Genomic DNA, 13527 nt, shown 5'->3' with positions numbered 1-13527 from the left:
AAAAATGATAGATATCGTTAAAATTATTGATTTACATACTTTTGCACTCAAACAAGCGATTGAACAAGCCTCAATTGAACAACGTAAAAGTTTGGTCAAAGCCCTTTTTAGTTTTTATGAGAAATTACCTCATTTTTATGTTTTTATTGAAAAAAATTATCAAATTACCATCAATAAATCCCAACTATTTAATGATATTGATCATGAGCTTTTGATTCACTATCAACAAAAGATTCAGCGCTCTAATGCGGCAATTGATGAATATGCAGATGATTATGAGGAACTGGATGAAATTGAAGTGATTTGTTTAGATGCTTTTGCAATGATGGTATCAAAACAAGATAAATCTCAAGCATTGGTGGCTTTATTAAGTGGGGTCATCGAGCTACTAGACTACTATCAAAACTTTTCAGATCAACCTGAGTATTGGAATGCCATATTAGAAAAAGAAGTCCTTTTTCAAGAACAGATCATGAATGATATTTCGACTCACATTACTTTTGATGTCGCTATTTACGCTCATCGTTATCAAAATATTGAATTTCCTGATTTGGATGGAATTTAATATTGTGATAAACAGAAATAGAATTATTCGTCAAAGTGGGTAGAACTGAGTGCTTAGATAGGGCAGATTATTTGTTTATAAACGATCCTAAATACATTTTTTTCATAAATAAAAAAATGATCATGTTGAACGAATCATATTAATATTGAAAGTTCGTTCTCCCAAAGGGATAAAACAAGGATGGGGAAGATTTTGTGTTGAATTATAATTTTTAAAATGCCTGATGCAAGAAACCTAATATCGATATGAATAAAGATTAGTATTTTTAATGTAAATATGGGTTTAAAATTTATATATATTTTCTCCTATTTTATGAATATATTTTTTAACTTTTGATGTTTAAGTTTTTGTAATTAATGACAAATATGCTGGTAATAAATGTATAAATTTATTTTATTGAGTGTGGGGTGGTTTTATTTATAATAATTTTTTTATTTTAACTATATTGAGTGATTTATTATATTGGAGGTTTTATTTGTCAATACAACCTAGGTCTAATATTATATTTTTTATATCCAATTAAATTGGAGCTGATTGTCTATTAAATGATCTTTATAGGTGAAATTCAATAATTATAATTTTATTGAGGCGCCAGATTTATGGGAATCGAATGGTCAATCTGAAAATATAATTTTCCAAAAGGATGGTGATAATAATGGATATTAGTGCAACAAAAATATTGGGACAGCTGAATATACCTGTCAATCCGAAAACTCAAGCAGAATTAGAACAAAGATGGCAAGGAATAAAAGCGCTAAAAAAAACGGTTCAGACTCAAACTAAAAATGACCATGATATTTGTGTCACAAATACAGCTGGAGGCGATCATGTTAAATAAAGACCTCTTAAACCTTTCAGTTGTCGAGTTGGCTAAACGCATTCAAGACCGTAGTGTAAGTTCAGTAGATTTAACTCAACTCGTATTGCAACATGCTCAAGATTACAATGCAGAAATCAATGCATATATTTCATTTCGCGCAGATAAAGCCTTAGCAGAGGCTGCTCAAGCAGATGTAGAGATTGCGCAAGGAAACTATAAGGGCATATTCCACGGTATTCCAATGGGGATTAAGGACAATATTTATATTGGTGGTGAAGTGACCACTATGGCTTCTAAGATTCATGCCAATTTCATTTCTAGTGATGATGCAACTGTGATTTCCAAACTCAAGGCTGCGGGCGCAATCATTATCGGTAAGTTAAATATGCATGAGTATGCATGGGGCATTACCAATAACAGTCCACATTTCGGTCCGTGCCGTAATCCATGGAATCTTGATAAGATTCCTGGAGGGTCAAGCGGTGGTTCAGGTGCAGCTGTTGCTTCAGGAATGTCGACCATTACATTAGGAACTGACACAGCAGGTTCAATTCGTATCCCATCTTCAGCATGTGGTTTAGTTGGGTTAAAACCAACTCATGGTTTAGTTGCAAAGTATGGTTGTTTTCCATTGGCATGGACTTTAGATCATATTGGACCAATGGCTAAAACTGTTGCAGATGCTGCTGCTATGTTAAAAGTAATAGCAGGATTTGATGAGCGAGATCCGACCTCTAAACACGTTGAAATTCCAGATTATATTGCCTTGCTCAATAGTGATGTCAAAGGTAAAGTCATTGGTATTAACGAAGACTATTTCTTTCATCAAGTCGATGCGCCGATTGAAAAATTAGTTCGTGAACAAATTGCTCAGCTTGAGCAGCGTGGTGCTATCATTAAGAAGGTCACAATCCCAGCATTGAAAAATGCTGAATATGTAGAATTAGTGACGAGTCTGTCAGAAGCCGCTACGATTCACCATGATGATTTACAGCAGCGTCCAAATGATTTTGGCGATGATATTCGTCTATTATTTGAATTGGGTGAGTTGCCAACGGCAGTAGAATATTTACAAGCTCAACAATTAAGAAGGGAACTAAAACAACAGTTTGCCCAAGCCTTCGAAGAAATTGATGTTTTGATTGCACCAACATTACCTATTTTGCCACCTGATATAGGCAGTTCAGTTGCAAAACTTAATGGTGAGCGTGTCGATCTATTAAATCATATTATTCGTTTTACGGGTCCGAGTAATTTAACAGGTTTACCTGCATTAACTATCCCATGTGGTTTGATTGATGGGCAACCAGTAGGATTGCAAATCATAGGTCCTGCTTTCCAAGAACCAAAGGTATTTAATATCGCCTTAGCTATTGAAGAACAGGTTAAGTTTAATTATCAACAGCCAGTTTTAGACCGCATTTAAACCTTTTAACGTTTTAGTGCTAAGACAGGATGATAGAAATATGAGTCAAGGCTTGTATTTCTATTGGTTAAAATCATCATGCTGAGTTCAATTTTTGCAATGATAGCCGTATTTGCCAATGATTCAACAGGTTATGTGAGGACAGGTGGAATTGAATACCTTAAAAATAAGAATATTGCGGTGTACAGTGAAGATTTATGGATCAGTAAGAAGTTAATTAAAGAAACTCAGCATCAAGCCCATATTATTAGACTTGATGCACTGCTTTATTTTTCAGTATCTTCAATCGTTTTGACTTTATCTGCCCAGAAGTCTGCTTTTTCATCATCAATATCAACACCTAAGCCATGCTCATAAACACAGACCAAATCACGCATGGCTTGAATTTCACCTAATTTCGCGGATTGTTCTAGCAATTCCACAGATTTAAGTAGATCTTTTTCAACCACATCACCACGACGATAAAAATTAGACAATTCTAATAATGCAGCAGGGTGTTGATGTTTTGCGGCTTGTTCTAACCAGCGATATGCATGCTCGAAGTAGGTTTTGGATTCATCTGGGTCTTCTTCCAAAATTTCTTTTGCATAATAAGTATAGCCTTCACCTAACCAGTACATGGCTTCTACATGTCCTAATTGTGCTGCTTTCAATGCCCATTCTTCGGCGAGTTGGTTGTTATCTTCATCCTCACTTTGCATGTAAATTTCAGCAAGTTCAAATTGTGCAGCAGGATTTCCCATCGCAGCACGATTTAACAATTCTGAAGGGATTGAAAGTGGTTTAGACATAAAAATACCAATGTAAAGACAAAAGAGTTTTAACAAAAAAGCCAATCTAAGATTGGCTTAAGAGTATAACTGATTTTGACCAAACAATTTAGACCAGTAGGATGATGCCTGTAATACAACTTACAATGAGGCAGATGATTGCTACAGTTTTTATTTTAGTACTGTAATAGCTCAACAATGATCCTACGAATAATGCTGAAAAAGTGAGTATGCCCACCCATAGACTCAGCATACTACTCGGTTTTCCTGACATTAAGCAGATGATTAAAGAGATGAACAATAAGCCCCAACCTGATAGTGTCGCAAATAGGGTTGGTTTTTTTGCTAATTCATGACCATAAATTTGTTTTTGATGTTTTGACATAACGCTGGCAAGTGCAATCATCGCTAAACTGGATATAGACCAAATCAATAAGAAGAAAATCATACAGCGATCTCCTTGGTTGCTGGTACATTTTTAGCTTTTTTGACTGGAAGCCCTTTATGTTTTTTGACTTTATAAAATGACAAGAAAAACAAAATTGCGATTGCCCATGTCATTAAATCAAAAGATGCAATCATCCATTGACCATTGGCAATACTGTTCCAAAGTGCTTGACCGCCTGTCATAAAATTAATGAGTGGTAACAGGGCATAGGCAATGGTTGCCAGCATTAAAAGTTCTAACCAAGCCTGACGATGTGGTCGGATTGCCGCATAAATTAAACTTGCAAGCCATGCGATAAAGAAGGCACGAATTTCCCAGTTTAGACGTGCTTCTACTTCAAAAGGAATAAAACGATTGGCATAGAAATAAGCTGCACAAGCAATCGGTAATCCAATCACTGCAGCAATATTCATGACCTCTACAAAGCGATAGCCAAAAGATTTATAACCTTGTTTTTGCTGTTGAGGCGCTCTTTTTACACACCACAAGATCAAGCCCGTAGCCACCATTAAAGTGCCCAGAACACCAGAAAAGAACAATAACCAGCGGAAAGTCAAATCTAGTCCACGTGCTTCATGTAAGACAGTCACAACGTTGTAGATACCCATTGGAACAGAAGTATTTCTGGCTTGTAGATCATCAGAGATGTCTTTCCCCGTAACACCATCAAACTTTAAAACAGGATATACACCACGTTGTATTACACTTTTTGCATAAAGTGCTCTAAGTTCAATGCTTGCATTGGTAGTGTTTGGTGCAATGATCTGGATTGACGCAATTGGATTATCTTTCCACTGGGTTTGTGCATTTGCAATAATTGGTGCTAAATCAGTGAGTGCTGCGGGCTGTCCAGCTTCTTGTTGATGTTTAGCACGTCTTTCACCACGTGAACGTTGTTCATTGCCCGCAGTTTGTTGAGCTTGACCACTTTGCCCTTGAGCTGTGTTTGCAGTTCCGTTACGATTTTCTGTTGTTCGATTACGTGTATTATTCTGTTGAACACCACCACGCATTTCCTGAAAAAACTCTTGTCGATCTTCATAAACTTGGTTGATCCCCCAAGGCATAAACATAAACATGAGCAATAACAGACCACTAAATGTGATCATGATATGAAAAGGAAGTGCAAAAACCGCTGTAGCATTGTGTGCATCTAACCAAGAGCGTTGTCCTTTCCCAGAACGGAAAGTAAAGAAATCTTTAAAGATTTTTTTATGTGTAATGATGCCACTGATGATCGCAACAAACATTAACATGGTTGCTAGACCGACTAACCAACGTGCCCAAATCCGATCTACGCCATAGAGTTCAAAGTGAAAGCGATAAAGAAAACCACCACCCCGAGTGTCTCGTGCTTCGATAACTTGACCTGTTGCACTGTCAATGGTGATGCGTTCACCACCACGGCGGGCTTGTAAATCTTCACCTTGTTTGCGGATGTTTAACTCAGTGGTGGTTTGTCTCGAATTTGGTAATTGGATGGTCCAACTGCCTGCATCGGGATAATTCTTCTGTAAATAATTTAAAGCAACTTGAGTTTGTTGTAATTGCGATGAGCTTGGAACAGATTGGTGAGTTTCAGGTTTCATCCAAACAGAAATTTCTGACTGAAAAAAGCTCAATGTTCCGGTTAAAAAAATCGCATAGAGTAACCAACCCAAAATTAGACTTGCCCATGTATGTAGCCAAGACATGGATTGACGTGGACCTTCAACTTTTGCATCTACACGCATGTTAGTTCCCCATCATTTTTAAAATGATCAATAAAATGATGCATGGAACAACGATCCCTAAACTGGCTTTAAAGGTTTTGTTGACCATAAATACCCAAATGAAAGCGGCGCAATGAATACAGAAAGCAAGTAGGGTAGATGCCATCGCAGCTGAGGCTCGATAATCTGCAAAAGTTTTTGCGATCACCATAGCGGACAAAGAGGCAAGTAAATAGCCACCTAAAATTGCTAAGGCAAATCGATAAAAAATCATGAAGCGGTATTTTAACAGGGAGGGTGTGGATTTAGCTCGTGCAGAGACAGTCGGAGTTGAAACTGATGCATTCAGCGCATCGAGTTCAGTCTGGCTATTCATAGGCAATCAAATCAATAAAGGTTAAAAATTAAGTAAATAATAACAATTATCATTTACTTTTTAAACATAAAAGTTAAATTTCATTCAAATAAAGCAGTGGATTTATTTTAAATTTTATGAATTGATCGTATGTAAACCGCTCAGACCTGTTGAAAAAAATGTGTAAATTGATCGATCTAGCGAGCTTAGCTTTGATTTGAATTTTAAAGATATCTTAGCTAACACAAACCACACAGCGTATTTTTACTTTTATTTATATCTTGTAATGACCGCAATAAAAATATGGAAATAAAAATGTTTATTCATGCCGATGATGCAAAACAGCTGGCAGCAAACTCAAATCTCAATATCGAATTATATAAGATTCGCCTTGCTCAAATGATTGAAGAAAATGCAAAGCAGGGCAATACCGCAGTATTTACAGTTTTACCCAAGCATTTAGCCTTAGAAGATATACGAGCACTATCTTCCGAGTTGACACAATTGGGTTATCACATTCGTTTTGAAGTCGATGAGTTTTTTTATACGTTCAATGTGTTTTGGAACTAATGATTCAATCGTAGATATATCTTGTAAATATCGACGATTGATCAAAAGCAAAGCTCTATAAAACTAAGACAGCTGGCTTTGGTATTCGTTGATGACTTCAAGTGCAGCTCGAAAAGCTTCTTGAGTTGTCGGTGCGCCACAGTAAGGAAGGCTGTGTAAAAGAACTTCCTGTATTTCTTCTACGCTTGCACCATTGTTTAAAGCACCACGAATATGACCTTTAAGTTCAGTTGGACTTTTTTGTGCAACCAGAAATGCGATGGTAATCAATGAGCGATATTTACGAGGCAATACATCTTCACGTTGCCAAGTCGAGCCCCATGCATGCTCATTTATCCAGTCTTGCAGTGGTTGTGTAAAAGGCACAGTATTGTCTTGGGCACGTTTGACAAAACTTTCACCCATCACTTCTGTACGGACTTTTAAGCCATTTTCATAATCTTGTTTAGACATCATCGTTTTTCCTGTGCTGTTGTATTTTTGACACTATACTGAAATAGTTTAATGCCCCCATTGGCAATAGGTCTAAGAAAAAGCAGTGAAGGTGATTCACTGCTTTTGATAAAAGTTTATAGCATTGAGAATAGTGTATTCCCAAATATTTCTATGTTTGATGAAGATGGGGGTTATCTAGTTCCAATACGCGTTCCAGTTTTTCGTCAAAAATATCGGTGAGCATACTGTCATAGCGTAACGCATTATATTCCGCCAACTTATTTGCAAGATCTTGCTGAATTGCCCCACGACTGACTGCATCAGCCAAACGTTCCTCAAATGTAAGACCTTGATATTCACCTTTAGATTCCGCCTTTTTAAAGTGATTCCACTCATTTTCTACTGTTGTCAGTAGATTAAAGGTTGCTTCCATTCGACCAAAGGCATCCTGAGGATTAACCGAATAATAGACTTGAGTTTTTAGATAATCACGGAATGGATTGTTCTGCATGATCAATTCAGCAGCTTCACTCTTTTGACGATCACTTGGTTTTTTGAGTGGTCTACCGAATGGGAAGCAAACAAACTTCACCAGACCTGAGGCGATTGGAATCGGGAAATTATCAAACAAGCCGAAAAATGCTTCTTGTGCCAGATAAAGCGTTTCATCTAAAGCAAGTTGGGCATGTAATTGTTCGGCTTCACTTCTTTGACCATGTTCATAAAATTTGAGAATCGCCGTTGCAATGAACATATGTGAATGAATATCGGCTAATCGCCCTGAAAGCATTTCTTTACGTTTAATATCTCCAGCTAAAAGCCCTAAGCACATATCCGCAGTCAGTGCAAAGTCAGCACTCAAGCGATTGATGATTTTGTAATAAGGTTGAGTAAACTTGTCTGCGGAATCTGGTCGATGCTGGCTTGAACCAAACCAACCATATGTAAATGCTCGGGCAGCTCGGTTCAAGGTATAACCTAAATGCTGGTAGAGCATGGTATTAAAGGTTTCGAGAGCCACATTTTTATCCTCAGCTTGTAAAAGTTGTAGCTCTTCAAACAAATAGGGGTGACAGCGCATAGAACCTTGTCCAAAGATCATGAGGGAACGACTTAAAATATTTGCACCCTCGACCGTAATCGAAATTGGAATAGCTTGGTACATATTGGCAAGGAAGTTGCGTGGACCTTGTTGAATACCACGACCGCCTGTAATGTCCATACCATGATTGACCAGTTTACGCATGGTCTCAGTTGCATAGTATTTTGCCATTGCTGTCATCACAGCAGGCTTACCTCCTTGATTAAGCCCACAGGTGACTAAATAACGGAAAGCTTCAAGTTTATAAGTACTACTGACGATTTCACTGCTAACTTCTTGTACCCCTTCAAACTGACCTACCGAAAGCTTGAATTGTTGACGAATTTTTGCAAATGCACCGACAGATAAATAGGTCATTTCACTGGCTGCGGTAGATAGGGCAGGCAGTGAAATTCCTCGTCCGACGGCAAGACATTCCATCAACATTCGCCAACCTTTACCTGCGTTTTCAGCACCACCAATGATCCAGTCGATTGGAATAAAAACGTCTCGTCCTTCAACCGTACCATTCATAAAGGGTGAACCGCCCGGATGGTGGCGAGGTCCTACAACAACGCCTTCATGAGATGCAGGAATAAGCGCACAAGTGATGCCATATTCAGTTTTGCTTTTATCCCCCAATAGCCCTTCGGGATCATAAAGTTTAAAGGCTAAACCGACTACAGTGGCGACTGGTGCTAAGGTAATCCAGCGTTTGGAGAAATTCATCTTTAAACCGAGGGTTTGTTGTCCTTCAAAATCGCCATAACATACAACGCCTGTATCTGGAATTGCCCCAGCATCAGAACCAGCTTCTGGACTGGTCAAACCAAAGCATGGAATTTCTTCACCTTTGGCTAAGCCAGGAAGATAACGATTTTTTTGTTCGTCAGTTCCGTAGTTGAGCAATAACTCACCAGGACCCAATGAATTTGGCACCATACATGTCACTGCCGCAGTCAATGAGCGAGATGCAATCTTGCTCATAATTCGGCTTTGAGCAAATGAAGTGAATTCACGTCCACCATATTCTTTGGGGATGATCAGTCCAAAAAAGCCTTTTTCTTTAATGAATTGCCAAGTTTGTTCATTTAAGTCTTTATTTTGATGGATTTCCCACTCATTCAATAATTGACACAGTTGTTCAACTTCGTTATCTAAAAATGATTGCTCTTCTTTTGAAAGTGTCGGATAAGGGTAATCATTGAATTTTTCCCAATCGGGTGCACCCATAAACAATTCTTTTTCCCACCAACTGGTACCTGCATCAAGCGCTTCACGTTCAGTGGTGCTCATACTTGGCATCGCATTGGCAAGCGTATTGTAGGCAGGCTTGGTCAATACTTGCATTCGCAACGGTTCAATGACTAACACCAGACTGATTAAAATCAGTGGAAGACCAATGATCAGAGACCATGGGCTGATCAATGCAGCTAAGATGGAAATCACTATGATGATCACAGCCCCTATGTTTCGAGACAGCGCGAAAAAGAAAATAGCCCAAAGTGTGATAATTTGAATAAGTATCGCAATGAGTAACAGCATAAACATATTACCTCTAAAGTTTTAATATTAGTTTTGGGAAATACGAAGACCTGATGACATTAGATTTATTCTTTCATTAAAAAATAAGGTGAAAAAATAAACATATTATTTATTAATAACGATTTTTTATCTAAACATTAAGGTAAAAGTATTGTTGTTTTGTGAGTATAAGTTAATCAATCTTGGTCACGATCTTACTCAAAGTCCATATAAGTGTGATAAGCAGAGTTTATTGGGTATTTATTCTATGAATACTTTTCAATTTTTTAGCAGTCTCCGTTTTGAACTGATTGAGCGCAATCCAGCGTGGATCCTATATTTATTTTAAAAAATGAATCTGCTGATGTTATAAATTTGTGTTAATTTCCAGAATATTGATGATTTTTATTAAAAATGCTTATTTTTTGTGCAAATATTCGCTTTGATGCAATATTTGTGATGTACCATTTTTTTTCGAAATGTCGTTATCACAGATCTTGCGTTGACTCTCATAGCATGAAGGCTGATACTCTCAGGGTTAATTTTAAGCAAATCGGTTCGTAGGAGTCGGGTCACAAGCTCGGTTCTCAAAAACACAATCAACAGCAAGGGGCTATATATGGCTGGTGGAAAGTCAACAATCATTTACACACTGACTGACGAGGCGCCACTATTGGCGACTTATTCGCTACTGCCGATCATTGAGACCTTTACTAAGCCAGCTGGCGTAGAGATTGTCAAAACTGATATCTCTGTAGCTGCACGTGTCCTCGCTGAATTCGCGGACTATTTAAGCGATGAACAGAAGGTATCTGACAACCTTGCACAGTTAGGTCGTCTTACTCAAGATCCAGACACTAATATTATCAAACTCCCGAACATCAGTGCTTCTGTTGCTCAGTTAACAGCTTGCATTAAGGAACTTCAGTCTAAGGGTTATGCAATCCCTGATTATCCTGAAAATCCGACTACTGAAGAAGAAAAAGCAATCAAGACCCGTTATAGCAAATGTCTTGGTTCAGCAGTAAACCCAGTATTGCGTGAAGGTAACTCTGACCGCCGTGCGCCTGCTGCTGTTAAAAACTATGCGAAAAAACACCCGCACTCTATGGGTGAGTGGAAACAGTGGTCGCAAACTCATGTTTCTCACATGGATGAAGGTGATTTCTACCACGGTGAAAAGTCAATGACACTTGACCGTGCGCGCAATGTGAAAATGGAATTAATTACAACAACAGGCGAAACCATTGTACTTAAGCCAAAAGTTGCACTTCAAGATGGTGAAGTGATTGATTCAATGTTCATGAGCAAGAAAGCACTGTGTGATTTCTATGAAAAAGAACTTGAAGATTGCCGTGAAGCAGGGATTTTGTTCTCTTTACACGTAAAAGCAACCATGATGAAAGTTTCACATCCGATCGTATTCGGTCACTGTGTGAAAATTTATTACAAAGATGCTTTTGAAAAACACGGTAAATTGTTTGATGAGCTCGGCATCAACGTGAATAACGGTATGGCGGGTCTATACGAAAAAATCGCGACTTTACCAACATCTCTACGTGAAGAAATCATTGAAGATCTTCATGCTTGCCAAGAACACCGTCCTGCATTGGCAATGGTGGATTCTGCAAAGGGCATCACAAACTTCCATTCACCAAATGATGTCATTGTTGATGCGTCAATGCCTGCCATGATCCGTGGTGGTGGTAAAATGTGGGGTGCTGATGGCAAACCTTATGACTGTAAAGCAGTAATGCCTGAATCTACTTTTGCCCGTATTTACCAAGAAATGATTAATTTCTGCAAATGGAATGGTAATTTTGACCCACGTACGATGGGTACTGTGCCAAACGTAGGTTTGATGGCGCAAAAAGCTGAAGAATACGGTTCTCATGACAAAACTTTTGAAGTTTCAGCTGCTGGTGTTGCAAACATCACTGACCTAGAAACTGGTGAAGTTTTGATGTCACAAAATGTTGAGGAAGGCGATATCTGGCGTATGTGTCAGGTGAAAGATGCACCAATTCGTGACTGGGTAAAACTTGCTGTAACTCGTGCGCGTAACTCTGGTATGCCTGCAATTTTCTGGCTTGACCCATACCGTCCACATGAAAATGAATTGATCAAGAAAGTACAAAAATACTTGAAAGAGCATGATACAACGGGTCTTGATATTCAAATCATGTCTCAAGTTCGTGCGATGCGTTATACACTTGAGCGTGTTGCGCGTGGTTTAGATACGATTTCTGTAACTGGTAACATCTTGCGTGATTACCTCACAGACTTGTTCCCAATTATGGAATTGGGTACTTCTGCGAAAATGTTGTCTATCGTTCCGTTAATGGCGGGTGGTGGTATGTACGAAACAGGTGCGGGTGGTTCAGCGCCTAAACACGTACAACAACTTGTAGAAGAAAACCATTTACGTTGGGATTCTCTTGGTGAGTTCTTGGCATTGGCTGTTTCTTTAGAAGAAATGGGTATTAAAGAAGACAACGCACGTGCGAAACTACTTGCGAAGACTTTAGACCAAGCGACTGGCAAGTTGCTCGACAATGACAAATCACCGTCACGTCGTACAGGTGAGTTGGATAACCGTGGTAGCCATTTCTATCTTGCGAAGTTCTGGGCTGAAGCTTTGACTGAACAAGAAGAAGATGCAGAATTAAAAGCAAAATTTGCACCTCTTGCACAAGCGTTAGCGGACAATGAGGAAAAAATCATTGCTGAACTTGCAGCAGTTCAAGGTAAACCAGCAGATATTGGTGGCTACTATGCTGTAGACACAGCCAAAGTTGAAGCTGTAATGCGCCCAAGTGCTACACTGAATGCAGTGCTAGAAAAAATCTAGTAAACCAATCAATTCATAGATAAAAATCGGTGCTTAGGCACCGATTTTTTCATTTGAGTTTCTTCTTATCTTTATTTAATTTAAATTCAATGTTGTTCAATTAAATACCGCCCCCATACAATCATAAAAAAAGCCCACCAAGGTGAGCTTTAAGCATCATTAAATTTCAACGACCATTACGTCCACGACCACGCGGAGCTTTGGTATTTGGGCGTGTAGTTCCATTGGTTTTACGACGCGGTTTTTCGCTGTCATCCATCTGCCAAATACGTTTGGTTCCAGATTTTTTAGTAGAACCGTCTTTGTTCTTACGTACCATCGGTTTTCCGCCAGTACCGCCTGGTTTTTTGACATAAGAACGCGAACGATATGGTTCTTCCGCAGGTACATTTTGAAAATCAGGATAAAGCAATGGTTCGATTTCTTTTGTTTCGCCCGGTTGTAAACCCATCTGAACTAAATCAATTGCACCGATTTTGGTGCGAATCAAACGTAAAGTTGGGAAACCAACAGCAGAGGTCATACGACGCACTTGACGATTACGCCCTTCACAAATCGAAATTTCTACCCATGAGGTGGGGATATTGGCACGGAAACGTACGGGTGGATCACGGTCCCACAACCATTCTGGTTGTTCCACTTTAGCGGCTTGAGCGGGTAAGGTTATACCGTCTTTTAACTCAACACCTTTGCGTAACTGCTCAAGTGCCTCTTCAGTAATATCACTATCGACTTGAACCAAATAGGTCTTAAACTTTTTATTGGTTGGATTGGTAATATACTGATTTAGACCACCATGATCAGTTAAAAAAACTAAACCTTCAGAGTCCATATCAAGACGACCAGATATACGCAAGCTAGGATCGTCAACGAAGTCAGATATGGTCATATGTGCTTCGTCTTTACGAAATTGGGAGAGGACGTCATAGGGTTTGTTCAGAATGACAATTTTCACTTTAAGCCACTAATA

The 13527-nt window shown here is 38.7% G+C and carries 12 protein-coding genes and 1 pseudogene; 6 read left to right on the top strand and 7 right to left on the bottom strand.

Annotation, left to right across the window (positions count from 1 at the left end; translation table 11 throughout):
- Positions 1-4 precede the first annotated feature (4 nt).
- The 4 genes and pseudogenes from I9192_RS14965 to I9192_RS22380 form a co-directional block, all read left to right on the top strand.
- Positions 5-565, top strand: a complete 561-nt coding sequence (locus I9192_RS14965) for a hypothetical protein (RefSeq protein ID WP_005032731.1) — start codon at positions 5-7, stop codon at positions 563-565.
- A gap of 655 nt (positions 566-1220) precedes the next feature.
- Positions 1221-1403, top strand: coding sequence for a hypothetical protein (locus tag I9192_RS14960; RefSeq protein ID WP_005032729.1), 183 nt, complete (start codon positions 1221-1223; stop codon positions 1401-1403).
- Positions 1393-2811, top strand: coding sequence for an amidase (locus I9192_RS14955; protein WP_005032726.1), 1419 nt, complete (start codon positions 1393-1395; stop codon positions 2809-2811). Before I9192_RS14960 ends, I9192_RS14955 begins: the two co-directional genes overlap by 11 nt.
- A gap of 78 nt (positions 2812-2889) precedes the next feature.
- Positions 2890-3033: pseudogene (locus I9192_RS22380) on the top strand (DUF4424 family protein); the annotation flags it as partial.
- A 44-nt stretch (positions 3034-3077) separates the two neighbouring features.
- Here I9192_RS22380 and I9192_RS14950 read toward each other — a convergent pair.
- From I9192_RS14950 to I9192_RS14935, 4 genes are all read right to left on the bottom strand, one after another.
- Positions 3078-3602, bottom strand: coding sequence for a tetratricopeptide repeat protein (locus I9192_RS14950; protein ID WP_151801116.1), 525 nt, complete (start codon positions 3600-3602; stop codon positions 3078-3080).
- Positions 3603-3690: 88 nt separating this feature from the next.
- Positions 3691-4029, bottom strand: coding sequence for a DUF3325 domain-containing protein (locus I9192_RS14945; protein ID WP_005032717.1), 339 nt, complete (start codon positions 4027-4029; stop codon positions 3691-3693).
- Positions 4026-5762 carry a PepSY-associated TM helix domain-containing protein gene (locus I9192_RS14940; RefSeq protein ID WP_005032715.1) on the bottom strand — a complete coding sequence of 579 codons (1737 nt, stop codon included), beginning with the start codon at positions 5760-5762 and terminating at the stop codon, positions 4026-4028. Before I9192_RS14940 ends, I9192_RS14945 begins: the two co-directional genes overlap by 4 nt.
- A gap of 1 nt (position 5763) precedes the next feature.
- A complete protein-coding gene (locus tag I9192_RS14935) occupies positions 5764-6117 on the bottom strand; it encodes a hypothetical protein (protein WP_004829183.1) in 354 nt (117 codons plus the stop codon).
- Positions 6118-6411: 294 nt separating this feature from the next.
- Between I9192_RS14935 and I9192_RS14930 the strand changes: the two genes are divergently transcribed.
- On the top strand, positions 6412-6666 hold the full coding sequence (locus tag I9192_RS14930) for a hypothetical protein (protein WP_004829182.1): 255 nt from the start codon (positions 6412-6414) through the stop codon (positions 6664-6666).
- 63 nt (positions 6667-6729) lie between these two features.
- On the opposite strand, the gene I9192_RS14925 is transcribed toward I9192_RS14930, so the two are convergent.
- Together I9192_RS14925 and I9192_RS14920 are read right to left on the bottom strand one after the other, a co-directional pair.
- Positions 6730-7119: a carboxymuconolactone decarboxylase family protein gene (locus tag I9192_RS14925; RefSeq protein ID WP_010591089.1), complete on the bottom strand. Its 390-nt coding sequence runs from the start codon at positions 7117-7119 to the stop codon at positions 6730-6732.
- 151 nt (positions 7120-7270) lie between these two features.
- The gene (locus I9192_RS14920; protein ID WP_005032712.1) at positions 7271-9727 is read right to left on the bottom strand and encodes an acyl-CoA dehydrogenase; all 2457 of its coding nucleotides are present in this window, start codon (positions 9725-9727) and stop codon (positions 7271-7273) included.
- Between the two features lie 598 nt (positions 9728-10325).
- Between I9192_RS14920 and I9192_RS14915 the strand changes: the two genes are divergently transcribed.
- The gene (locus I9192_RS14915; protein ID WP_004829177.1) at positions 10326-12557 is read left to right on the top strand and encodes an NADP-dependent isocitrate dehydrogenase; all 2232 of its coding nucleotides are present in this window, start codon (positions 10326-10328) and stop codon (positions 12555-12557) included.
- A 166-nt stretch (positions 12558-12723) separates the two neighbouring features.
- Here the strand turns inward: I9192_RS14915 and I9192_RS14910 are convergent, their stop codons facing one another.
- A complete protein-coding gene (locus I9192_RS14910) occupies positions 12724-13512 on the bottom strand; it encodes a pseudouridine synthase (RefSeq protein WP_200149878.1) in 789 nt (262 codons plus the stop codon).
- Between the last annotated feature and the right edge of the window lie 15 nt (positions 13513-13527).

The sequence above is a fragment of the Acinetobacter bereziniae genome (assembly GCF_016576965.1).
GTDB lineage: Bacteria > Pseudomonadota > Gammaproteobacteria > Pseudomonadales > Moraxellaceae > Acinetobacter > Acinetobacter bereziniae.
The sequence above is the reverse complement of the archived record's forward strand: the minus strand, read 5'-3'. Positions and strand labels throughout refer to the sequence as shown.